The organism is Nitrospirillum bahiense (assembly GCF_007828025.1).
GTDB classification, from domain to species: Bacteria; Pseudomonadota; Alphaproteobacteria; order Azospirillales; family Azospirillaceae; genus Nitrospirillum; species Nitrospirillum amazonense.
This window is the reverse complement of the sequence record NZ_VITO01000016.1, coordinates 95656-118511: the sequence shown is the minus strand read 5'-3', so window position 1 is coordinate 118511 and position 22856 is coordinate 95656. Positions and strand designations below refer to the sequence as shown.

17 protein-coding genes are annotated in these 22856 nt (G+C 67.8%); 11 read left to right on the top strand and 6 right to left on the bottom strand.

From position 1 onward, the window contains the following. Positions 1 to 172: 172 nt before the first annotated feature. The 9 genes from FBZ88_RS21420 to FBZ88_RS21380 all read left to right on the top strand — a co-directional run bounded on the left by FBZ88_RS21420 (position 173) and on the right by FBZ88_RS21380 (position 11856). Positions 173 to 1426, top strand: coding sequence for an aminotransferase class V-fold PLP-dependent enzyme (locus tag FBZ88_RS21420; RefSeq protein ID WP_211102753.1), 1254 nt, complete (start codon positions 173 to 175; stop codon positions 1424 to 1426). A 120-nt stretch (positions 1427 to 1546) separates the two neighbouring features. Beyond that, a complete protein-coding gene (locus tag FBZ88_RS21415) occupies positions 1547 to 2050 on the top strand; it encodes a RidA family protein (RefSeq protein WP_211102752.1) in 504 nt (167 codons plus the stop codon). A 139-nt stretch (positions 2051 to 2189) separates the two neighbouring features. Further along, complete coding sequence (locus FBZ88_RS21410; protein ID WP_186464536.1) at positions 2190 to 3677, top strand: S10 family peptidase; 1488 nt, start codon at positions 2190 to 2192, stop codon at positions 3675 to 3677. Further along, on the top strand, positions 3655 to 5640 hold the full coding sequence (locus FBZ88_RS21405) for an alpha/beta hydrolase family protein (protein ID WP_246138785.1): 1986 nt from the start codon (positions 3655 to 3657) through the stop codon (positions 5638 to 5640). The genes FBZ88_RS21410 and FBZ88_RS21405 overlap by 23 nt, the downstream gene beginning before the upstream one ends. Before the next feature lie 226 nt (positions 5641 to 5866). After that, on the top strand, positions 5867 to 8017 hold the full coding sequence (locus FBZ88_RS21400) for an amidohydrolase family protein (protein WP_246138784.1): 2151 nt from the start codon (positions 5867 to 5869) through the stop codon (positions 8015 to 8017). 127 nt (positions 8018 to 8144) lie between these two features. Next, positions 8145 to 9638 carry a S10 family peptidase gene (locus FBZ88_RS21395; protein WP_145619169.1) on the top strand — a complete coding sequence of 498 codons (1494 nt, stop codon included), beginning with the start codon at positions 8145 to 8147 and terminating at the stop codon, positions 9636 to 9638. A gap of 85 nt (positions 9639 to 9723) precedes the next feature. Beyond that, on the top strand, positions 9724 to 11046 hold the full coding sequence (locus tag FBZ88_RS21390) for an APC family permease (protein WP_145619168.1): 1323 nt from the start codon (positions 9724 to 9726) through the stop codon (positions 11044 to 11046). Positions 11047 to 11200: 154 nt separating this feature from the next. Beyond that, on the top strand, positions 11201 to 11407 hold the full coding sequence (locus tag FBZ88_RS21385) for a type II toxin-antitoxin system HicA family toxin (RefSeq protein WP_211102751.1): 207 nt from the start codon (positions 11201 to 11203) through the stop codon (positions 11405 to 11407). A 35-nt stretch (positions 11408 to 11442) separates the two neighbouring features. After that, a complete protein-coding gene (locus FBZ88_RS21380; protein WP_145619167.1) occupies positions 11443 to 11856 on the top strand; it encodes a type II toxin-antitoxin system HicB family antitoxin in 414 nt (137 codons plus the stop codon). Here the strand turns inward: FBZ88_RS21380 and FBZ88_RS21375 are convergent. Continuing rightward, complete coding sequence (locus tag FBZ88_RS21375; protein ID WP_145619166.1) at positions 11853 to 12287, bottom strand: DUF779 domain-containing protein; 435 nt, start codon at positions 12285 to 12287, stop codon at positions 11853 to 11855. The genes FBZ88_RS21380 and FBZ88_RS21375 overlap by 4 nt on opposite strands. Next, on the bottom strand, positions 12287 to 13807 hold the full coding sequence (gene adh / locus FBZ88_RS21370) for an aldehyde dehydrogenase (protein ID WP_145619165.1): 1521 nt from the start codon (positions 13805 to 13807) through the stop codon (positions 12287 to 12289). Before adh ends, FBZ88_RS21375 begins: the two co-directional genes overlap by 1 nt. 249 nt (positions 13808 to 14056) lie before the next feature. Between adh and FBZ88_RS21365 the strand changes: the two genes are divergently transcribed. After that, complete coding sequence (locus FBZ88_RS21365; RefSeq protein ID WP_145619164.1) at positions 14057 to 15922, top strand: sigma-54-dependent Fis family transcriptional regulator; 1866 nt, start codon at positions 14057 to 14059, stop codon at positions 15920 to 15922. A 12-nt stretch (positions 15923 to 15934) separates the two neighbouring features. On the opposite strand, the gene FBZ88_RS21360 is transcribed toward FBZ88_RS21365, so the two are convergent. The 3 genes from FBZ88_RS21360 to FBZ88_RS21350 all read right to left on the bottom strand — a co-directional run bounded on the left by FBZ88_RS21360 (position 15935) and on the right by FBZ88_RS21350 (position 20186). Then, complete coding sequence (locus tag FBZ88_RS21360) at positions 15935 to 17164, bottom strand: SGNH/GDSL hydrolase family protein (RefSeq protein ID WP_186464535.1); 1230 nt, start codon at positions 17162 to 17164, stop codon at positions 15935 to 15937. 242 nt (positions 17165 to 17406) lie between these two features. Further along, positions 17407 to 19701: a xanthine dehydrogenase family protein molybdopterin-binding subunit gene (locus FBZ88_RS21355; protein ID WP_186464534.1), complete on the bottom strand. Its 2295-nt coding sequence runs from the start codon at positions 19699 to 19701 to the stop codon at positions 17407 to 17409. Then, complete coding sequence (locus FBZ88_RS21350) at positions 19701 to 20186, bottom strand: (2Fe-2S)-binding protein (RefSeq protein ID WP_145619162.1); 486 nt, start codon at positions 20184 to 20186, stop codon at positions 19701 to 19703. The genes FBZ88_RS21355 and FBZ88_RS21350 overlap by 1 nt, the downstream gene beginning before the upstream one ends. Before the next feature lie 302 nt (positions 20187 to 20488). Between FBZ88_RS21350 and FBZ88_RS21345 the strand changes: the two genes are divergently transcribed. Next, positions 20489 to 21232: a hypothetical protein gene (locus FBZ88_RS21345; RefSeq protein ID WP_145619161.1), complete on the top strand. Its 744-nt coding sequence runs from the start codon at positions 20489 to 20491 to the stop codon at positions 21230 to 21232. A 30-nt stretch (positions 21233 to 21262) separates the two neighbouring features. Here FBZ88_RS21345 and FBZ88_RS21340 read toward each other — a convergent pair whose 3' ends face one another. Beyond that, positions 21263 to 22822 (bottom strand): phage tail sheath family protein, encoded by a 1560-nt coding sequence (locus FBZ88_RS21340; RefSeq protein ID WP_145619160.1) that lies wholly within the window; start codon positions 22820 to 22822, stop codon positions 21263 to 21265. Positions 22823 to 22856 lie beyond the last annotated feature (34 nt).

Sequence of the window (22856 nt, the reverse complement as noted above, 5' to 3'; positions counted from 1 at the left end):
GGGCACGTCCATGCGCGGTCTATCCGGCCAACGGATAAAATTTCCCGGGCACCGCCCAAATGCCTGCAACTTCGCCAAAAATGCCCCCGGGGTTTCCGTTAGCATGGGTTTCGGTCAGGGAACCTCTTGGCCAACGGGCGCCTTTTCCAAACCTACGAGTACACGGATGAGAATGACGCGCAGGGACGTGATGCTGGCCGCCGGCACCCTCACCATGGCCGAAGTCGTGCCGGCCGCCGTGGGCGCCCAGACGGCCCCAACCGGCGCGTCCAAGCCGACCCTGCCTACGCGCTTTCCGGACAAGGCGTCCTTTTTCCCCCACGACCTGGTTTATCTCGACAGCGGGTCCCAGCACCCCGTCAGCACGGGCGCCAAGGCCGCCGTCGACACCTATCTGTCCAAGCGCATGCTGGACCCGGCGGCGGCGCACTATGACCTGCCCGACGACGGCGTGCGGGAGAAGTTCGCCCGTCTGGTGAATGCCGACGCCGACGACATCGCCTATGTGCAGAGCACCACGGCGGGGGAGCAGATGGTGCTGCGCGGCCTGGGCCTTCCCAAGTCGGGCGGCCACATCGTCACCGACACGCTGCACTTCTTCGGTTCCTTGCCGCTGTATGAGGAGATGCAGCGCCATGGGGTGGAGGTCACGTGGGTGGAGCCCAAGGACGGCCGCATCCTGCTGGCCGACCTGAAGCAGGCCATCCGCAAGGACACCAAGCTGGTGGCCCTGTCGCTGGTCTCCACCATCAACGGCTTCGAGCATGACTTGAAGGCGGTGTGCGATCTGGCGCATGCCAACGGCGCGCTGGTCTACGCCGACATCATCCACGCCGCCGGCTGCGTGCCCGTTGATTTGAAGGGCAGCGGCGTCGATTTCGCCGCCTGCGCCAGCTACAAGTGGCTGATGGGCGATTTCGGCCTGGGTTTCATCTATGGAACCAAGGCCGCCCGCGCCCAGTTGGCCCGTACCGAGTACGGCTATTACGGGATGAGCGCGTTCAAGCCGCACATCTACCCCTTTGATCCGCCGGGGGAGATGATCGCCGACTACGCCTACGCCGACACGGCGGAGGGCACCTTCGCTCACGGCACCCATGCCCATATGGTGATCGCACAGCTGGACCATTCCCTGGACTATATCCTGGGTGTGGGGGTGGCGGCCATCCAGGCGCATGCCCAGGACCTGATCCGCCGGCTGAAGCAGGAATTGCCCAAGCTGGGCTACAGCCTGATGACCCCGCCCGAGGCGACCACGCCCCTGGTCACCTGCGCCTATGAGAACGCGCGGGAGAAACTGGGGGCCAAGCTGGCGGCGGCCAAGATCAAGATGACGGTCAGCGCCAACCGCTTCCGCGTCACGCCTTCGGTGTTCAACGACCACACCGATATCGACCAGCTGCTCGCCGCACTCGGTCATGCCTAGGTCGTACGTTCAGGTCGCCTGTTAAAAAGAGAGTTTTGGCAGTTGGGTTCATTCAGAAAAATACCGGGCAGGGTGGGGCGGTGACAAGCCTCCCACCCGCCGGAACAGGGACATGTTTACATGCGCATCATCAGTTTGGCTTTGCTGGGCTGCCTGCTGGCCGGCCCGGCCCTGGCCCTGACGGCCGCCCCGCCCGGTGGCCCGGATGAGGGTGGCGCCATGACCAATGGCACCATCGCGGCACCGCCGGCCGGCGTGCAATTCTACCGCCCGGAGACGACCAAGGCGCCCTATTCCCAAGTCGTGCGCGTGGGCGACATCCTCTACGTTTCCGGCCAACTGGGTGTGAACCAGGATGGCAAGGTGGTGGGCGACATGGGCGTCCAGGCCAAGGCGGCCATGGACAACATCAGCGCCGCCCTGGGCCGCGTGGGCAGCGGCATGGACGCCGTCTTCAAATGCACGGTCATGCTGACCGACATGACGCAGTGGGCGGCCTTCAACCAGGTCTATGTCAGCTATTTCAAGCCAGACCAGCTGCCGGCCCGCAGCGCCATGGGCGTCGGTGCCCTGCCGCTGGGCGCGGGCGTCGAGGTCGAGTGCTGGGCCTACGCGCCCAAATAACGCCAGCGGTTCGTGCCGCTGTAGGCCCCGACTGGGGCCGCCGGAGTTTTGCGGGGAGCATCAGCGGACTGCAAAACGAGGAAGCCAAGGGCGCGGATGCGCCCGCCCGGCGACTGAGGGAACAAATAATGGGGATACTATGATGGGCAAACGGGTGCGCAGCCTGGTTCTGAGCCTGATGATGACGGCCGTCCCGGGGACGGCGCTCGCTCAAGGTGCGCCGGTGCCCGAGATCGCGGGCCCCATCCTGGGGCCGGTGACGACACCGCACAGCATCACGCTGAACGGCAAGACCGTGCGCTACACCGCCACCTTCGCGGAGAAGGTTCTGACGGACGCGGCCGGCAAGCCCTTGGCCTCGATCTCCGCCACCGCCTATGTGGCGAGTCCGGTGGTGAAGACCCGGCCGGTGCTGTTCGTCTTCAACGGCGGGCCCGGCGCCTCATCCTCCCCCCTGCATTTCGGTGCCTTCGGGCCGCGCAGCATCGTGAAGGGCGCTGACGGCAACCGCATGCTGGCCGACAACCCGCACAGCCTGCTGGCCGATGCCGACCTGGTGTTCATCGACCCCGTAGGTACCGGCTTCAGCCGGGTGCTGCCCGGCGGCGACGGCCATCCCTACTGGAACGCCGACGGTGATGCGCAGGCGGTGCTGGGCCTGATCCGGGATTGGCTGCGCGACAATGGCCGCGCCGGTTCCCCCGTCTACATCGCCGGTGAGAGCTATGGCGGCTTTCGCCTGGCCACCATGATGAAGTTCGTGGGCGACCTGCCCATCGCCGGCCTGATCCTCATCTCCCCCGCCTTGGACTTCACCGCGACGGCAGAGAATCCCGGCAACGACCTGCCACACATCTTCGAACTGCCGGCCATGGCGGTGACGGCCTGGAAGCATGGCCGCGCCAAGATCGACGCGCAGACACCGGACCAAGTGTTTCAGATCGCCGCCGACTATGCCGAAGGCCCCTACGCCCAGGCCCTGCTGAAGGGCGGCCAGCTGCCGGCGGCGGAGCGCGACGCCGTGGCCGCCCGCCTGGGCGACCTGATCGGCCTGCCGGCCAAGACCATCGCCGACGCCCACCTGCGGATCGGCACCCAAACCTTCCTGGAAACGCTGCTGGCCGATCAGGGCCTGGTGGTGGGCCGCCTGGATGGCCGCGTCACCGGCCCCGCGCCCAAAGACGCGCCCGCCGACCGCCCGGCCGCCGCCAAGGATCCGGCGCTGGGGCTGGGGCGCACCAACGTCATCACCTCCAGCGTCGCCACCGATTATTTCAAGCGTGAGCTGAACGTGCCGGTGGACCGCGACTATGTGTCCCTGACCCTGGACGTGAACTTTGGCTGGAACTTCCAGCCGGCCAGGCGCGAGGACGGGTTCTACCTCAATGCCGCACCCGACATCGCGCCGGTGATGAAGGCGCAGCCCAGGACCCGCCTGCTGCTGGTCGGCGGCTATTACGACATGGCCGTGCCGCTGCTTTCCGCCCGCTACGCCATCGACCGGGCCGGCATTCCTCTTGACCGCGTGACCGTTGCCGCCTTCGATGCGGGCCACAGCCCCTTCGACGGGGAGGCGGGGCAGGTTCGGATGCAGGAGATGATGCATGGCTTCTTGGTGGGGCGCTGATCGCGGGTTTGTTGGGGCAACGGCGATCGGCCTGGTGCTGGCGGTGTCTGGCACGGCATTGGGGGCACAGGCTGGGGCCGCGCAGGCCGCCAGGTCGCACCAGTACACCGGCCTCAGCCTCTCGGGTGACGGCAAGCGCCTGGCGGCGGTCGAGGCCGACAAGGCCGAGGGGGCCGGCAGCGCCGGCCATGGCACCGTGGTGGTGCGCGGCACGGACGGCGCTGTCGCCCTGACGCTGGATCCATGCGCCGCCTGCCGCTATGCCGGGCCCGCTTGGTCACCGGACAACAAGGTCCTGGCCTTCGTCGGCACCTCCGCCGGGCAGGCCATCCTCTATCTGGCAGAGAGCGGGACGGTGCGTCCGCTGACCGCCGTCCAGGGTCTGGCCAGCACGCCGCGCTGGTCGCCGGACGGCACGGAAATCGCGCTGCTGGTCACGGAAAACGCCAAGAAAGAGGCGGGCGCCACCCATGCTGGTGCCCGCCAGGTGGGGGAGCAGGGCGAGGGCGACGACGTCCAGCGCATCGCCATCGTCACGGTCACCAGCGGTGCCGTGCGCCTGGTCAGCCCGGACAAGACCTACGTCTACGACTATGACTGGATGCCGGACGGCAAGGGCTTCGTCGCAACCGCCGCCGAGGGCAACGGCGACAACAACTGGTGGATCGCCAGCCTGCGCGCCTTCGGCCGCGATGGCACCATGCGCGTCATCGCCAGCTCTTCAATGCAGATCGCCTTCCCGCGCGTGTCGCCCGACGGCAAGACCGTGGCCTTCATCGGTGGGCTGATGAGCGACTTCGGCTCCTTCGGCGGCGACGTCTACACCGTGCCTGTCAAGGGCGGGGAGCCCAAGGACGTGACCGCCGGCTATGCCGGCACGCTGACCTCATTGGCCTGGCGGGGCAACCAGCTGGTCGCCGGAGTCACCCTGGGCGGGGAGACGGGCAGCGCCGTGGTCGATCCCGCCAAGGGCACCGTAGCGGAGGTCAAGACCGCCGCGGCCACTCGCACCGCCGGCGATGGCCGACTGGCGCTGGACCGCGCCGGCACCCACGCCGCCTGGGTGGCGGAGGGCTTCGATTTCGGCCCGCGCATCGAGTATGGGCGCCTGGGCGACCTGGTGGCCATCACCCACGACAACGACGGCCTGGCGCCGTTGGTCACCGTCACCAGCCTGAGCTGGAAGAACGACGGCATGACTGTCCAGGGCTGGCTGGTGACACCCAGGACGCCGGTGGCCAATGATGCCAAGCGGCCTATGGTGGTGAACATCCATGGCGGCCCCTCGGCCGCGCATACGCCACGCTTCGTCTGGGGCGACATCATGGCCGCCTTCGCCAAGGCCGGCTATGCCGTGTTCCTGCCCAACCCGCGCGGCAGCTTCGGCCAGGGGGAGGCGTTCACCCGGGCCAACATCCGCGACTTCGGCGGCGGCGACCTACGCGATATCATGGCCGGCATCGACGCGGCGGAGGCGCAAGCGCCCATCGATGACAACCGCCTGATGATCTTCGGCCGCAGCTATGGCGGCTTCATGAGCATGTGGGCCATCACCCAGACCCAGCGCTTCAAGGCTGCCGCCATCGGCGCCGGGCTGTCGGACTGGTATTCCTACTACGGCCAGAACGGCATCGACCGCTGGATGATCCCCTTCTTCGGCAAGTCGGCGTACGAGGATCCGGAGATTTACGACCGGCTGTCGCCCATCCGCTACATCCGCAATGTGAAGACGCCCACCCTGCTGCATGTGGGGGAACGCGACATCGAAACCCCGGTGATGCAGACACGCGAGTATTGGCACGCCCTGCGCGCCATGCGCGTGGAGACCAGCTTCATCGTCTACGCCGATGAGGGCCACGTCATGCAGAAGGCGGAAAACATTGAGGATTTGAACCGCCGCATCATCGCCTGGTTCGACCGGCACATCGGCGGCGCCGGTACGGCCGGTGGCGCCCAGCACTAAGGGCGGATGGGGTGCCGGCGGCGCCGGCACCCTTATGCCGGGACCGGGGCCGTGGCGGCATAGTTTATGCGACACCCGAGTGCTTTCCTCCATATCGGCATAATCTATCCCCCCAGCGCGCGATAGGCTTTCCCCAATACAGGGATCCTGGTCCGGCGGCGCCATCGACGCGCCGGACAGGCTGGGCCGGCAACCGGCCTGATGGGAAGAAGCAGGAGCACCGGGCATGAACACGCGCGTTTCCCCCCGCCATCTGGCGACCATCCTCTGGCTGAACGGCGCTGCCGCGCTGGCCCTGACCGCCGGGACGGCGCAGGCCGCCGCCGTCACCGAAAAGCTGGTCATCGTTCAGAATGGGGAGAACATCGGCACCGTCACTGGCACGACCGACGGCGCGTCGGTCAGCGTTGACTATTACGTCGACGACAACGGCCGGGGCCCGAAGCACAAGGAAGATCTCACCATCGGTGCCGGCGGCATTCCCACCAGCTGGACGGTGGGCGGCACCTCGCTGATGGGGGGCAGCGTCAACGAAAGCTTCAAGTGGGAAGGCGGCCAGGCTAGCTGGACCAGCCAGGCGGACAAGGGGGCGGTGCCGGCGGCCAAGGCGCCGCTGTACGTCGTCAACGACGACAGTCCCTGGGCCCTGGGCGTCTATGCCCGCGCTCTGTTGAAGGCGCCGGGCAACAGCCTGCCGCTGCTGCCTGCCGGCACCATGCGCCTGGTGAAGGTCAAGGCCACCACGCTGGGTGCTGGCAAGGACGCCGTGCCCCTGACGCTCTATCGCATTGAGGGCGTGAACCTGCAGCCGGACTATGTGCTGCTGGACAAGGCGGGCCGCCTGTTTGCCACCTTCGGCGGCCACTACCTGACCATCCGTCAGGGGCATGAGAAAGAGGCGCACGCCATCCAAGCCCTGGGCGCGGAGGCGGAGCGCGCGCTGGCACGCGACCGGCAGAAGGCGCTGGCCCATCGCTACACTCAACCGGTTCGCATCCGGAACGTTCATGTGTTCGATCCGCGCACCGGCACGCTGGGCGGCCTGTCCACCGTTATCGTGCTGCGCGATCGCATCACCGCCGTCATGCCGTCGGACCAGGACCCATTTGGTGGGAATGGGGCCCAACCTGACGACCAGGTGATCGTGGACGGGCAGGGCGGCACCTTGATGCCCGGCCTGCACGACATGCATTCCCACACCACGCTCGATTCCGGGCTGTTCTACCTGGCGGCTGGCGTCACCGAGACGCGGGACATGGGCAACGACAACGCCTTCCTCCAGGACCTGATGCCCCGCATCGAGGCGGGGGAACTGGCGGGGCCGCGCATCACGCCCAATGGTTTCCTGGAAGGCCGCAGCCCCTATTCCGCCCGCTTCGGCATCATTCCGGAAACGGTGGCCGACGCGGTCAAGGCCGTGGACTGGTATGCCGACCGCGGCTATTTCCAGATCAAGATCTACAATTCCATGACGCCCGACTGGGTGCGTCCCATCGCGGACCAGGCGCACAAGCGCGGCATGACCGTCACCGGCCACGTGCCGGCCTTCGACACGCCCGACCGCTGCATCAGGGACGGCTATAGCGAGATCACCCACATCAACCAGCTGATGCTGGGCTGGCTGCTGAAGCCGGAGGAGGACACCCGCACGCCCCTGCGCCTGACCGCCATGGCGCGCGCTGCGGACCTGGACCTGAACTCGGCGCCAGTGCAGGCGACGGTGAAGCTGATGGCGGATGGGCACATCGCCCACGACCCTACTGCCGTCATCCTGGAACGCCTGATGCTGAGCCGCGCCGGCGCGACCCCGCCGGGCGATGTCGATTACCTCGACAACATGCCCATCGGCTATCAGCGCTATCGCAAGCGCACCTTCGTGCCCCTGAAGTCGCCCGCCGACGACCAGGCCTACGTGAAAGCATTCGGTAAAGTGCTGGAGACGCTGAAGCTGTTGCACGACAAGGGCATACGCCTGCTGCCGGGCACGGACGACGTCACCGGCTTCACCGTGCACCGGGAGATGGAGCTGTACACCATGGCCGGCATCAGCCCGGCCGAGGTGCTGCGCCTGTCCACCCTGTCGCCCGAGGAGTACATGGGCCACGGCGATCTGGGCACCGTGGAGCGCGGCAAGCTGGCCGACTTGGTGCTGATCGCCGGCGATCCCACCCAGGACATCCGCGCGGTCAAGAAGCCGCGCCTGGTGATGAAGGGCGGGGCCATCTACTACCCCAGCGAAATCTACCAGTCGCTGAGCATCAAGCCCTTCGCCGACGCCCCGCCGGTAACGGTGCCCAAGGTGATGGAGGGCCCCGGTGATAGCCTGGGCGCGCCCGGCCTGTTCGGCGGCGGCCATGACGATGACATGGGCGACTGAGCCAAGACGCTCCAGCGGCATGAGTTCCTACTCATGCCGCCAGGTTTCTGGGGAGCGAAGCGGACTGGAAACCGAGGATAAGCCAAGCCGGCGGATGCCGGCGCCCGGTGCTTGAGGGAACATGACGATGGGCAACTACAAGACGGCGTTGATGGCGGGCGTAATGCTGGCCTGTCTGGCTGGCAAAGCGTCGAACGCAGCGGAGGCGGGCGGGGGGCCCGCCGCCGCACCCCGCGTGTTTACCTCCGAGCACAGCGGCACCTTCAACGGTCGGAAGTTGCGCTATACGGCGACGGTTGCGGAAACCATCCTGACCAACCCGGCCGGGCAACGGACCGCTAGTGTCTTCACCACCAGCTACATCCGCACCGACGTGCCCAAAGGCACCGTACGGCCGGTGGTGTTCGTCTTCAACGGCGGGCCGGGTTCCGCCAGCCTGTGGCTGCACATGGGCTTCGTCGGCCCCAAGCGGGTGGACTTCGCCGACCCGGTGCACCCGCCGACCACGCCGCCCTTCCACACGGTGGACAACCCCGACAGTCCGCTGGACGTGGCCGACATCGTTCTGATCGATCCGCCCGGCACCGGCTACAGCCGCGTCTTGCCCGATGGCAAGCCGGAGCAGTTCTACGGCACGGCCCAGGATGCGCAGATGACGGTGGACGTGATCGAGCGCTGGACGCGGGAGCATGACCGCTGGAACGCGCCCAAGTACCTGATGTCGGAAAGCTACGGCACCATCCGCGCCGCCGTGGTGGCCCGCCTGCTGGCCGGGGGGCCCATGGCCACGGGCAGCATGGACGGCATGACGCTGAATGGCATCATCCTGCTGGGACAATCCATGGACATGTCGGGCACAGCGGGGGATGACGTGCGTGTCCTGACGGCTCTGCCCACCCTGGCGGCGACCGCCTGCTATCACCACAAGGGCCCGGCCGGCTGCACGGCCGAGAGCCAGGTGGCCGCGGCCAAGGCCTTCGCGGCCGACCGTTACCTCAAGGCGCTCTATGCCGGCAATGCCCTGCCGGAGGTGGAGCGCGAGGCGGTGACGGCGGAGCTGTCGTCCCTGACTGGCCTGCCGCCCGCGGTCATCAAGGCCAACGACCTGCGCATCAGCACCGGGGTTTTCGCCCGTGAACTGCTACAGGGCCAGGAGATTGGCGCTTATGATGGCCGCTACACCCTGCCGCTGGCCGGCAGCGCCGAGGATCCGGTGGCCGACGACCCGGCCATGGGCCAGTACGTGCCGGGCTTCGTCGGCGCTTTCAATGACTACATCCGTCACGACCTGGGCGTGACGGTGGCGGAGCCCTACGAGGCCATTTCCTTCCGGACGGTCAACGCCCGCTGGGACTACGGCAAGGCTTCGGGCGCCGAGACCAACCATGCCAAGGATCTCGCCACCGCCATGCGCCGCAATCCGCGCCTCCGGGTTATGGTGGGGGCCGGCTACTACGATCTGGTGACGACCCTGGGCTCCGCCGCCTATACCATCGCCCACGCCGGCATTCCCCAGGACCGCACGGAAACCCATCTCTACCCTTCGGGCCATATGCCCTATATGGGCAATGAGGCGCGTACCGCGCTGGCGCGCGACGTGCGGACTTTCCTGAGCCGGTAGTGTTCCCTCAATCGCCGGGCGTCCGCGTCCTACAACGGCATGGCAATGCCGTTGACCGAGCACATTTAGGATTGGTTCATTCCCGATGAGCGACAGCAAGGCTGGCCTGAAGCCCGGCGGCTTGAAACAGGGCGTCACCCTGATCGACCTGGTGATGCTGGGGGCGGGCACCGCCATTGGCGCCGCCATCTTCTCCGTGCTGGGACCCGCCACACAGGTGGGCGGCGCCGGCATCCTGGTGGCGGCCGGGCTGGCGGCCTTGCCCATGGTGCTGTTCGCCCTGGTCTACGCCTACATGGCCTCGGCCGTGCCGCGCACCGCGGCCTCCTATGAGTGGCAGCGGCAGTTCAGCCACCCGGTCATCGCCTTTTCCATCGTCTGGCTGCGGGTGTTGAGCAACGCCGTGGTCATGATCGTTTTGGGCCGGGTGCTGATGAACTACCTGGGCATGGTGCTGCCCCTGCCGGCGGTGCCGGTCATCCTGGGCCTGTTCACCCTGATCTTCGCCCTCAACTACCTGGGCGTGGCCGTGGCGGCGCGGGTCCAGACGGTGCTGATGATCATGCTGCTGGGCCTGTTCGCCGTACTGGTGGTCAGTGGTGCCCCGGCGATGAAGCCGGAACTGTTCGTGCAGGCCGTGACCGGCGGCTGGACGCCCATCTTGGCGGCCCTGCCGCTGATGATCCAGCTGTTCCTGGGCATCGAGACCGCGACCGAGGTGGGGGAGGAGGTCAAGAACGCCAAGGTGGTTGTGCCCTGGGGCATCGCCTTGGGTCTGCTGCTGACCGTGGTGGTCTACGTCGCCGTCTCCTTCACCGCCCTCAGCGTCGTGGGGCCGGAGGAACTGGGCCAGGCCAAGGCACCCCTGCTGATGGTGGCGCAGGCCACGCTGGGCCGCTGGGCCACGCCCCTGATCGTCACGGCGGCGGTGGCGGCCTTGATCAAGTCGATGAACGCCATCTTCCTGGTCTATGCCCGCTTCCTCTATGCCATGGGCGCCAGCGGCGTCCTGCCGGCGCCGCTGGGCCGCATCCACCCCCGCTTCGGCACGCCGCATGTGGCCACCGCCGTTGCTTTCCTCGCGTCCTGCACCGGCCTGTTCCTGCCGGACAGCCTGCTGTTCCTGCTGCTGTCCATCAACGTGCCGACGATGATGAAATACTTCGGCTCCTGCCTCGCGGCCTATAACGTGGCGGACAAGCACCCGGAAGTGCGGGCCCAGGCCCGGCTGCGCTTCAGCCCGGGCCTGGTGAAGGCGCTGTCGGCCCTGGGCATGGTGGCCGCCCTGGTCATTGCCGCCCTGGGCTTCGGCACCGACTGGCGGCCCTACGCCCTGCTGGCCATCTGGCTGGCGCTGGGGCTGGGGTATTATTTCCAGACGCGGCGGAAGCGGCTGGCGGCGGCCTAATCCATACGAAGTTCATGGGCTTCGCGTCATGCAGGAGGGGACATGAGTGTCCCCTTTTTGCGTTGACGAGGGACATATTTGTCCCCATTCTTTTTCCAGCCAAGCACCCTACCACAGCGCGAAAGGGGATCAGATTGCCTACAAGGAGATCTAATTGCCAACCAAGCCTCGCGTGCTCAAGAGTGCACTAGTCCGGTTAGGTGCTGAAATTCGCCCGGGCAAGGGCGGCCATCAAGTCGCTGTTTTGAATGGGCGCAAAGCGCACATCCCGAATCATGGCAAGGGCTTTGAGATCAGCGATGTTTTGCTTCTCAAAATTTTGAAAGATCTTGGTCTTTCACGGGCAGATCTGGATCTTTGATTTATGTCCGCGTTACAAAAATTGCGAGGTTCCCTATGCGTTTCCCGATCACTATCGAGGAAGATGGCGGCGTCTACATCGCCTCCGCCCCCGATCTTCCTGGTGTGTATGATCAGGGGGACAGTATTGAAGAAGCTGTCGCCCGTCTTCGGGATGCTGCGGTCGTGATGATCGGCGAAATGATCGAGGATGGTGACGCCATCCCCGATCCTTCACCGGTCAACTCCGACAGGAGTATCCTCATTCCGTCACTGGTCTGGGCCAAGGTCCTGGTCTATCGCGCCATGAGGGCGAAGGAATGGCGCCGGGCCGATCTTCAGCGGGCAATGGGTGTGGACAAGACCGTCATTTCGCGTCTGCTCAATGTGCACCATGCCTCGCGCATGGATCAAATCGATCAGGCCTTGGCTGCATTGGGCGTCGATCTGGACATTCGGACAGCCGCCTAGCCGTTCAGCGCCGCGTTCTCCTCATCCGTGAACAGCCGCGACCGGGTGAGGAAGCGCAGGCCCTCCGGCCCTTCCAGGGAGAACATGCCGCCCCGGCCGGGAACGACGTCTATGGTCAGGCGGGTGTGCTTCCAATACTCGAACTGGGCTTTGCCCATGTAGAAGGGCTGGCCGCCGATCTCCCCCAGCAGGACGTCGCCGTCGCCGGTCATGAACTCCCCGCGCGGGTAGCACATGGGCGCGCTGCCGTCGCAGCAGCCGCCGGACTGGTGGAACAGCAGGGGGCCGTGGCGGGCCTCCAGCCTCTGGATCAGCGCCAGCGCCTCCGGTGTCGCGTCGACCCTCAGCACGGCGGCCCGGACCACCGTTTCCGATGGTCCGGGATCCGTGGAGGCCTGGATGTCCGGGTTGGGAATGGCCAGGCCCGCCATCAGAAGAAGCCCAGGGCGTTGGGGCTGTAGCTGACCAGCTGGTTCTTGGTCTGCTGGTAATGGTCCAGCATCATGGCGTGGTTCTCCCGCCCGATGCCGGACTGCTTGTAGCCGCCGAAGGCCGCGTGCGCCGGGTACAGGTGGTAGCAGTTGGTCCACACCCGGCCCGCCTGGATTTCCCGGCCGAAGCGGTAGGCGCGGTTGATGTCGCGCGTCCACACGCCCGCACCCAGGCCGTACAGCGTGTCGTTGGCGACGTGCAGGGCCTCCTCCTCATCCTTGAAGGTGGTGACGGCCACGACCGGGCCGAAAATCTCCTCCTGGAAGATGCGCATGCGGTTGTTGCCCTGGAACACCGTGGGCTGGACGTAGAAGCCGCCGGCCAGGTCGCCCGACAGTTCCGCCCGGTTGCCGCCGGCCAGCACCTTGGCGCCTTCCTTTCTGCCGATGTCGAGGTAGGAGAGGATCTTCTCCAACTGCTCGCTGCTGGCCTGGGCGCCGATCATGGTGTCGCCGTCCAGCGGGTTGCCCTGCTTGATGGCCTGCACGCGGGCCAGCGCCTTGTCCATGAAGCGGCCGTACAGGCTTTCCTGGATCAGGGCGCGCGAGGGACAGGTGCAGACCTCGCCCTGGTTCAGGGCGAACATGACGAAGCCCTCGATGGCCTTGTCCAGGAAGGCGTCGTCCTGGGCCGCCACGTCATCGAAGAAGATGTTGGGCGACTTGCCGCCCAACTCCAGCGTTACCGGAATCAGGTTCTGCGAGGCGTACTGCATGATCAGCCGGCCGGTGGTGGTTTCCCCGGTGAAGGCGATCTTGGCGATGCGGGAACTGCTGGCCAGCGGCTTGCCGGCCTCGACACCGAAGCCGTTGACGACGTTGAGCACGCCCTTGGGTAACAGGTCCTGGATCAGTTCCACCAGCACCAGGATGCTGACCGGCGTCTGTTCCGCCGGCTTCAGCACCACGCAGTTGCCGGCGGCCAGGGCCGGGGCCAGCTTCCACGTCGCCATCAGGATGGGGAAGTTCCAGGGGATGATCTGGCCCACCACGCCCAGGGGCTCGTGGTAATGGTAGGCGATGGTGTTGTGGTCGATCTCCGAGATGCCGCCTTCTTGCGCGCGAATGGCGGCGGCGAAATAGCGGAAATGATCGGCGGCCAAGGGGATGTCGGCGGCGCGCGTCTCGCGGATGGGCTTGCCGTTGTCCCAGGTTTCCACCGTCGCCAGGGTTTCCAGGTTGTCGTCGATGCGCTGGGCGATCTTTTCCAGGACGCGGGCGCGGTCGGCGGCCGAGGTGCGGCCCCAGTCGCGTTTGGCGGCGTGCGCCGCGTCCAGCGCGCGCTCGATATCCTCCGCGTTCGACCGCGGTATCTCGCAAATGACCTGGCCGGTGATGGGGGTGGTGTTCTGGAAATACTCGCCGGACGCCGGCGGCACCCACTCGCCGCCGATGAAATTGCCATAGCGGCTCTTGAACGAGACCGGGCTGCCATACTGTCCGGGGGCGATCTTGGCCATGTAACGTGTCCTCCAGCTTGTTTTGCGCCTCAGGCGGGCGGTTTGCGCTGGCTTACCAATGGCAAGGGCCGTGCCAACGGCGTTGGCGATTTCAGGAATCCCGCCGGATCAAGCCCTTAATCCATGCCACTTAGGTCGGGTTGCGGGGGCCGCCGATCTGCCCCATGCTTTCCCCCAAAGACCGGCGCCGGACCTGTCGCAACGCGCGACACGTCCGCGACACCTGTCGCGATTATCGGGAGGATCAGCATGGCGAACGCCCCGCAAAGCCTGGCGGCTGTCCTGGCCATGGCACGCGAGCGGCTGGGCGAGGCTGGCGGCCTGGAGGGTGCCTCCATCCCGCCCATCATCGCGCGGTCCTGGCGCCGCTGCGCCGATCGGGGCCTGCGCGCCGACCGACCCGCACGCCAGGATCCGCTGTCACGCGCCGATCTGGCGGTGCTGCGCGAGCGCCACCATACCCTGATGCATCTTGCGACACCCGAGCTGGACACCCTGCACCAGGCCATGCGCGACCTGGGCGGCATGGTGCTGCTGACCAACGACCGGGGCCTGATCCTGGATGCGCGCGGCGACGCCGGCTTTGTCCGCCGCGCCCGCCGCGTTTCCCTCCAGCCTGGCGCCGGCTGGGGGGAGGATGACGAGGGCACCAACGCCGTGGGCACAGCCTTGGCGGAACGTGCCCTGGTGCAGGTGCGGGGGGCGGAGCATTACCTGACCGACAATGCCTTTCTCATCTGCACCGCCATGCCGGTGATGGACCCCTATGGCGCGCTGGCCGGGGTCATCGACTTGTCGGGCGACACGCGCGCGGCCCGGTCGGACAGCCAGGGCACCAGCGCCAGAAGCCTGGCCAGCCTGGCGGTGGCCCACCTGGAACATCGCTGGGCGGCACAAGCGGCGGAGGGGCACGAGCTGGTGGTGCGCCTGCACGCCCATCCCGGCTGGCTGGGCACGCCGCAGGAAGGCCTGCTGGCGGTGGACGATGGCGTGGTGCGCGCGGCCAACCCGGCGGCGCTGGCCCTGTTGGGCCTGGACGCCGCCGCCATCGGCCGCGTGCGGCTGGAGAGCGTGCTGGATGGCGGCCTGGCCCGGGGCGACCGTATCCTGCGCACTGCCGACGGCGGCCGCCCGCTGCATGCCCGCATCACCACGCCGGGCAAGAGCCGTCCCGCGATACGCCGCCCGGCCCATACCAAGGACCTGTCCCCGCCGGCGGCCGCCCCGGACGGCATGCTGTGGGATGCCGGCACCCGGCCGCTGCTGGAGCGCGCCGTCCGGGCGCTGGACGCCGGCATCCCCGTGCTGCTGCAGGGGGAGACGGGAACGGGTAAGGAGGTGTTCGTGCGCGCGGCCCATGCCGCCTGTGGGCGGGCGCAGGCGCCCCTGGTGGCGGTCAACTGCGCCGCCATTCCGGAAGGCCTGCTGGAATCCGAGCTGTTCGGGTACGAGGATGGTGCCTTCACCGGCGCCCGGCGGGGCGGCCATCGCGGCCAGATCCGCCAGGCCGACGGCGGCATCCTGTTCCTGGATGAGATCGGCGACATGCCGCCGGCCCTGCAGGCCCGCCTGCTGCGCGTGCTGCAGGATGGGGAGGTGACGCCCGTGGGCGGCCGCCCGGTGAAGGTGGATTTCCTGCTGGTCACCGCCACCCACCGCGACCTGGCGACATGCGTGGCCGAGGGCACCTTCCGCGCCGACCTCTATTACCGGCTGAAGCACCTGGTGGTGACCCTGCCGCCCCTGCGCGAACGGCCATTGGACGGCATCATCGACGCCCTGATGGCCAGCTTCGGCGCTGCCGAGCGGGGCGTCCGCCTGGCCCCCGCCGCCCGCGACCGCCTGCGCCGCCATGACTGGCCCGGCAACCTGCGCGAACTGGCCAACCTGCTGCGCACCCTGGTGGCCCTGTCGCCGCCAGGGACCTTGATCACCCCGGCCGACCTGCCGCCGGATGTGGTACCGGCCCGCGCGGCACCGGCGCCCAACCTGAAAACGCGGGAGGAGGATGCCATCCGCCAGGCACTGGAGCGCCACCGTGGCAACATCAGCGCCGCCGCCCGGGAACTGGGTGTGCACCGGAGCACCCTGCACCGGCGAATGCGGCCGGAGTGATCCTATAGTCTATCAGCGGGCTATGACCGCCAGCGCCGCCTCCGCCATGGCGCGATAGCCGGCGTCGGAGGGATGCAGGTGGTCGCCGCAGTCATAGTCGGCGCGGATGCGCTCCGGATGGGCGGGGTCGCGGACGGCGGCATCGAAATCGATCACGTCGTCGAAGGCGCCGCTGGTGCGGATCCAGGTGTTGATCTTTTGCCGCACCGCGTCCTTTTCCGGCGTGGCATACCCGGGGAAGGTGGCGCCCATGGCCGGCGTAAGGGTGGCGCCATGCACCTTCAGGTGCCGCGCCCGCGCCCGGTCGATCAGCTGGCGATAGCCGGCGATGATGTCCTCCGCCGTCACCGCTGGGTGGGTGGCGCTGGTCCGCAGGGTCGGCAGGCCGCTCAGGCCCAGATCGTTGATGCCCTCCAGCAGGACGATGTCGGTCACGCCTGGGACAGCCAGCGCATCGCGGTCGAACCGGGCCAGGGCTGATGGCCCGACCTCGCCCCGCAGAACCCGGTTGCCGCCGATGCCGGCGTTGGCGATGCCGATATCGCGCCGACCCTTGGCGCGCAGCAAGGCGGCCAACTGGTCCGGCCAGCCCCGCATCAGCCTGTCCTTGGCACCGAAACCGTCGGTGATGGAATCACCGAATGCGACGATGGTGCGCGCCTGCGCGCCGGCATGGACCAACAGGGCGGACACGATCTCCCGCGCGTCCTCGGCCCGCGCGCCGTTCAGCGCGACGGCCTCGGTCCGGTCATCGCCGGGCAGGATGTCGGTGTGATGGTTGTTGTCCGCCTGCGGCACCGTCACCGGTTGAGGCAGGTGCAGGCTCACCACCAGCACCGCGCCGGCCTCGACCGGCAGGTCGAGCGGATCGCTCAGCAGCGGTGCGCCCGCCGGCACGCGAACGGCGCGGGCGCCATCGAAGGTCAGGGTGCGGAAGGCACCGGGCGACACATGACCCTGGGCGTCGGCCACCGCCACCGTGACATGATCGACCAGCAGGTCCTGCGGCAGGGTCTCGGCCGACAGTCGGACGCGCACTTGGTCGCCCCCGGCGCTGATCCGCAGGGTGTAGCGCACCGTGCCTTGCACCTCCGGCGCCGGCTTCCAGAACGGCAGGGGCAGCTTTTCCGTGGGCAGGGAAGGGCTGGACGCCCAGGTGGTTATCCAGGTGCCGGTATCGGTTGCCCCGGCCGGGCCGCATAGGCCCGTAACCAAGCCAACCGCGAGAAGCGCGGAAAGCATCGTGTGTCGCCGCATCGATGTAGTCCCCCCCTTATCAATCGTTTATTGGCGGCGACTTGGACGGCGCGGTCACTACGCCTATCCTGCCGTCGCAGTTAATAGATGTTGCGTATAACTTTTATAGCGCGCAGTCGCCTGAAGCAAGAGTGAATTGCAACCGATTGCAGAAACCTGTGGGCGTCCCACGCCGGTGGTCAGGCGTCGCTTTAGACTGGGCAGAAGGGCGCCTGGCGGGGCTTTCCTCACGCCCGCAACTGATCCCGGATCGGCAGGCTGCGGATGCGCTTGCCGGTGGCGGCGTGGATGGCGTTCAGCAGGGCGGGGGCGATGGGGGGGACGCCGGGTTCGCCCACGCCGCCCAGGGGCGCGTCGTACTTGGCCGCCGGCATCAGGTGGACGCGGATGTCCTTGGGCGCCGTGTCGATGCGGGTGACCTGATAGGTGTCGAAGTTGTCCTGCTGCACCTGGCCGGCCTTGAAGCTGATCTCGCCCAGCGTGGCCAGGCTGACGCCCTGGGTCACCGCCCCCTCCAGCTGCGCCCGCACCCGGTCGGGGTTGATGACGGGGCCGCAGTCGAAGGCGATGTCGATGCGGGGGATGGTCAGCTTGCCCTGGGCATCCACCGCCACCTGCACGACGGCGGCGGCGTAGCTGGCGAAGCTGCGGTGGGCGGCGATGCCCCGTCCCTGGCCCTTGGGTAGGGGCTTGCCCCAGCCGGCTTCCCTGGCCGCCCGCTCCACCACGCCGCGCAGACGGCCGGTGTCATAGGCATAGGCCACCGGGTCTTCGTTGTAATTCCAGCTGTCCGACAGGTCGGCCGGGTTGATCTGCCGGGCCGGGCCTATCAGGTCCAGCAGGAAATCCTTGGGGTCGCGTCCCGCCGCCTCCGCCAGTTCGGCGACGAAGCTCTGCACCGCGAAGGCGTGCGGGATGTTGGAGACGCTGCGGAACCAGCCGATGCGGGTGTGGCTCTCGGCCTCCGGGTTCTCCACCCGCAGGTTGGGCACGATCCAGGGCGTGTTGACGGCGCCCATGCCCAGTTCCGAGGCGCCTTCATGCTTCACGCCGGCGGTGAAGGTGGCGCCGATGGACGGGGCCACGGTGCGATGCAGCCAGGCCACCGGCTTGCCCTTGGCGTCCAGCCCGCCCTCCAGCCGCTCCACCGACACGGTGTGCAGGAAGCCGTGGTGCAGATCGTCGGTGCGGGTGAAGGTCAGCTTTACCGGCCGGCCATCCATGGCGCGGGACAGCAGGGCCGCCTCCGCGATGTAATCCGGCTTGGACTTGCGGCCGAAGCCGCCGCCCACCAGCGTCTGGTGGACCGTCACGTTCTCAGGCGGGATGCTCAGCACCTTGGCCACCGTCTCGCGCGTCGTCTGCGGCGCCTGGGTGCTGCCCCAAATCTCGCATTTGTCGCCCGTCACCTGGGCGGCGGCGGCCGGCGGTTCCATGGGCGCCTGGGCCAGATGGGGGATGTAGTATTCCGCTGTGACATGCTTGGCCGCCGACTTCAGCGCGCCGTCCACGTCACCCACGTTCCGCACCACCTGGCCGGGGGCGCGGGCCGCCGCCTCCAGCTCCGCCCGGTAGGCGGCGCTGTCATAGCTGGCGTTGGGCCCATCCTCCCAGGTGACCTTCAGCTTCTCGCGGCCCTTCAGCGCGGCCCAGGTGTTCTCCGCCACCACGGCCAGGCCGCCCTTGGGCAGGAAGCCGGAGGGCAGGGGTGCCGTGTTCAGCACCACCACCTTCAGCACGCCCGGCACCTGCAGCGCCTCATCCACGTTGTAGTGGCCCAGCTTGCCGCCATGCACCGGCGGGCGGGCGACCACGGCGTACAGCATGTTGTCCCGCCGCACGTCGATGCCATAGGTGGCGCGGCCGGTGGTGATGTCGAAGCCGTCGACCAGGCCAACGTCGCCCCGGCCGATGTAGCGGAACTTGGCCGGGTCCTTGAACACCAGGGTCTCACGGGCCGGCACAGGCAGGGTGGCGGCGGCCGCCGCCACTTCGCCGAAGCCCAGCCGTCGCCCGCTGGCGACATGCACCAGGCTGTGGTGATCCACCGTCACCTCCGCCACCGGCACACCCCACTGCGTGGCGGCCGCCTGGGCCAGCATCTGGCGCGCGGCGGCGCCGATGCGGCGCAGGGCCTGGAAGTGGTGGCGCATGCTGCGCGAGCCGTCGGTGTTCTGGTTGCCGTAGCGCGCCTCGTCACCCAGCGCCTGGTCCACCTTCACCTTGGCCCAGTCGGCGTCCATCTCGTCGGCGATGACCATGGCCCAGCTGGTGCGCACGCCCTGGCCCATCTCCGCCCGATGGCAGAGGATGGTGAGGGTGCCGTCGGCGGCCACGGCGACGAACAGGCGCGGGTCGTCCTTCACCCCGCCGGGCATGGCGTCGCCGCCATACTTCTTGGGCGTATCCTCCGCCAGGGCGCCGGGGGCGGCCGCAAGGCCGAGCCCACCGGCCAGGACGAAGGTGCCGGCACCCAGGCCCATCAGGACGGCGCGGCGGCTAAGGTTGGTGATGCCGTTCATCACTTCGCACTCCCGCCGCTGGCCGTCTTGCGCTGTACCTCGCCGGCCGCGCGCTTGATGGCGGCGCGGATGCGGGGGTAGGTCGCGCAGCGGCAGATGTTGCCGCTCATGGCGTCGTCGATGGCTTCGTCGCTGGGGTGGGGCGTGTCCTTCAGCAGGGCCGCCGCCGACATGATCTGCCCGGCCTGGCAATAGCCGCATTGGGCCACGTTCAATTCCCGCCACGCCACCTGCACCGGGTGCATGCCGTCGGGGGACAACCCCTCGATGGTGGTGACGGCCACGCCGGACAGGTCGCCCAGCGTCGTCTGGCAACTGCGGATGGGGGCGCCGTCGGCGTGCACGGTGCAGGCGCCGCACAGCGCCTCGCCACAGCCGAACTTGGTGCCGGTCAGGCCCTGGACATCGCGCAGATACCACAGCAGGGGCATCTCTGGATCGCCCTCGAAACGCTGCGCCTGTCCGTTCAGCGTGAACGTGATCATGTAAACCGCCCATCCATTGTCGTGCCGGGCCTTCACCGTTGCGGCGGTGAACAGCCGGCACCCATTCTGCCACCGGTCCCGAAAGAGGGGAACCGTTCTCGGGCGCTGCGGTGGCGCGGCCCAATGGCATCCCTCAATGGCGTCCTATGAGCGAAACCGGAATACGCAACAAGATCAAGGTCGTCATCAGCGCTTTCCCCGGGCGGTATACAGCTTCGGCGCGCATGAGTTGGGGCAGTTGATCCGGCTAGGGTGTGGCCTCCCCGCGGGCTCCCCAGGCCCGTATCCGACAGGGTTTCCCCATGCCGCTCATTTCCAACTGCACTTTCGCCAATCCCCAGGGCGCCCAGATCCCGGCGGAGCCGGCACCGACCGCCGCGCCACCCCTGGCCCCCATGCAAGGCGACCATGTTTTCGGTGACGTCGTCGGCGTCGTCCGCAACGCCTTGTCCGACATCTTCGGCGGCGGTGCCGTCTGGCCGACCCGCATGGCCAACTACAGCGGCATGCTGGCCGAGGTGTGGAACGGCCTGTCGTCGATCGACCTCGGCCATGCCAACACCGGGGCCCCCGTTGTCACCCGGACCGGCCTGCCGGAACAGGACCAGCACGCCCACATGTTCGGCGGCTACGCCAGCCGGCTGCGTTGGCACCTGGCGGAGGTGGTGTGCGCCGGCCACGCCCATGGCGGGGAGGAACGGCGTATCGGCGGCGTCACCACCCGCTGGCGCGGGGAGGTGCTGCACGCCCTGGATGACGTGCTGCGGCACCTGGTGGACGAAACGGCGCTGCTGGCCTACATCCGGGCCCCCAATGCCACCCGTCAGGCCGCCCCCGGCACCATCGTCCACCGGGCCATTCCGCTGGACGAGGCGATCACCCTGGCGGGCCGGACCGCCGGCCCGGGCCAGGCGCAGGTGCAGGCCATCCTCAACCGCTATCAAAGCCTGCCCGGCCTGCTGGATGGCCTGATGCGACGCTTCGAGGGGCCGGTCAAACGCCTGGACCCCAACACCAACGGCTGGACGGTACTGCCGACATCCTGATCGTGCTACAGGTCGAGAGGGCGCGACAGGTCAGGCGCCCTGCATCATCTGTTTGAACGTCAGCTCGATGAACTCCGCCGGGTGAACCAGCTGCAAGGTCACGGAAACGATCATGTAGCCGTTCAGGATGTCCTGCGGGGTCATGGTCGATCCCAGCCCGCATTGGACGCTGAAGGCGTCGCTGGCCTTGTCACCCATCAGGCCACCCTGGCTCCACAGCCCCGTCAGGAAGTTGGAGATCGTGGCCGTGACGGTGACCCAGGTTTGGCCATCATTTGGTGCGAAAACAAACTGTTGCAGGGCAGTCTTGATGGATTGCTCGATGTAGATCAGGGTACGGCGCACCTGGATGTAGCGATAGTCGTTGCTGTTGCCGTCCAGGGTGCGGGCGCCCCATACCAGGGTGCCGCGATTGACGAAGGCGCGCAGGATGTTGATGGCGTTGCCGTTCAGCGGGACGTTGTAGTCCCCCTGCTGCGCGTCGTTCAGAAGCACCGTGGGCGTCGTCACGCCGACCGGCGCCATATTGGCGGGTGCGTTCCAAACGCCGCGACTGGTGTCGTTCGCCGTCCAGATGCCGGCCATGATGCCGCTTGGCGGCGTCACATTCAGCTTCTGCGCCACGATGCCTTCGATCGTGCCCAGCAGGGGCAGGGCACTCAGCAGGGTCTGGTTGGTGGCGCTGATCTGGCTGGCGCTGGGTGCCGTGGCCGGGGGCGTTTCGGGGAAGGCCGCCGCCAGCTGTGCCTGGACCTCGGCCAGTTTGGCGCCGGTGTAGAGGATCGACGCCTCTTGGTTCAGCAGACCCAGCACCACGGCGGCGCTGCCCTGCAGGCAGGTGTAGTCGACGTCACCCGCCGTGATCAGGCTGGTCCGCAGCGCTGGGGCGTAGGCGGCGCCATAGCTGAAGGCATCTGAGGCGGGGGCGATGGCGGTGTAGAAGGCGTCGCGCTGGGCGGCCAGGCCGTCGGCGGTCCAGCTTGCCGGATCGACGGCGCCCGGCAGATCCAGCACGGCCATGCGGTCCTGCAGGGTAGCCGCCTGTGTCAGCATGGCCGTTACCACCGCCCCATAATCGGTACCGGACAGCAAGCAGGCGTCCGGCACCACGGTCATGGTCGGCCCCACCTGCGCGCCGGCGGCCTGCAAGCCGGCCAGCAGGGCGTCCTTGGAAACCCCGCCTTGGCTGTAATCCGCGACCGACACGACGTAGCAATTGCCGCCGCCATTGGCATAGAAGGCTTGGATGGCCAGGTACAGGTTGAAATGCGGTCCGCTGGGGCGGACCGCGTAGTAAGCGGTTCCCTGGCCATTCGGCGGTGTCGCCTGGAAATCGGCCGTGCCCGCGGTCGCCGGCGCCACGTCAAAGGGCTGGGGATAGGCGCCACCGAAATAGGTGGTGTAGTCCGCGAGAGAGCTGAGCGGCACCGCCTGAAGATGGAGCGGCTTTTGGCTCACGGGGTTGCTGGCCCGCTCGGTATAGCCGACAAAGATGGGAACGGCCGTCTGCACCCCGACGATGCTGGGTGGAAAGGCCGAAAGCTCCGTGATGTAGACGCCGGGCGTGGCGCGATTGATCGGGTTGGGCACGGGCGATATCCCCCTTGGTGGCGCATCGCCGGCA

Excerpts from the sequence above, each read along its gene's own strand:
- FBZ88_RS21420 (WP_211102753.1), top strand. The coding sequence starts at position 173 with ATGACGCGCAGGGACGTGATGCTGGCCGCCGGCACCCTCACCATGGCC.
- FBZ88_RS21415 (WP_211102752.1), top strand. The coding sequence starts at position 1,547 with ATGCGCATCATCAGTTTGGCTTTGCTGGGCTGCCTGCTGGCCGGCCCG.
- FBZ88_RS21410 (WP_186464536.1), top strand. The coding sequence starts at position 2,190 with ATGATGGGCAAACGGGTGCGCAGCCTGGTTCTGAGCCTGATGATGACG.
- FBZ88_RS21405 (WP_246138785.1), top strand. The coding sequence starts at position 3,655 with ATGGCTTCTTGGTGGGGCGCTGATCGCGGGTTTGTTGGGGCAACGGCG.
- FBZ88_RS21400 (WP_246138784.1), top strand. The coding sequence starts at position 5,867 with ATGAACACGCGCGTTTCCCCCCGCCATCTGGCGACCATCCTCTGGCTG.
- FBZ88_RS21395 (WP_145619169.1), top strand. The coding sequence starts at position 8,145 with ATGGGCAACTACAAGACGGCGTTGATGGCGGGCGTAATGCTGGCCTGT.
- FBZ88_RS21390 (WP_145619168.1), top strand. The coding sequence starts at position 9,724 with ATGAGCGACAGCAAGGCTGGCCTGAAGCCCGGCGGCTTGAAACAGGGC.
- FBZ88_RS21380 (WP_145619167.1), top strand. The coding sequence starts at position 11,443 with ATGCGTTTCCCGATCACTATCGAGGAAGATGGCGGCGTCTACATCGCC.
- FBZ88_RS21375 (WP_145619166.1), bottom strand. The coding sequence starts at position 12,287 with ATGGCGGGCCTGGCCATTCCCAACCCGGACATCCAGGCCTCCACGGAT.
- adh (WP_145619165.1), bottom strand. The coding sequence starts at position 13,807 with ATGGCCAAGATCGCCCCCGGACAGTATGGCAGCCCGGTCTCGTTCAAG.
- FBZ88_RS21365 (WP_145619164.1), top strand. The coding sequence starts at position 14,057 with ATGGCGAACGCCCCGCAAAGCCTGGCGGCTGTCCTGGCCATGGCACGC.
- FBZ88_RS21360 (WP_186464535.1), bottom strand. The coding sequence starts at position 17,164 with ATGCTTTCCGCGCTTCTCGCGGTTGGCTTGGTTACGGGCCTATGCGGC.
- FBZ88_RS21355 (WP_186464534.1), bottom strand. The coding sequence starts at position 19,701 with ATGAACGGCATCACCAACCTTAGCCGCCGCGCCGTCCTGATGGGCCTG.
- FBZ88_RS21350 (WP_145619162.1), bottom strand. The coding sequence starts at position 20,186 with ATGATCACGTTCACGCTGAACGGACAGGCGCAGCGTTTCGAGGGCGAT.
- FBZ88_RS21345 (WP_145619161.1), top strand. The coding sequence starts at position 20,489 with ATGCCGCTCATTTCCAACTGCACTTTCGCCAATCCCCAGGGCGCCCAG.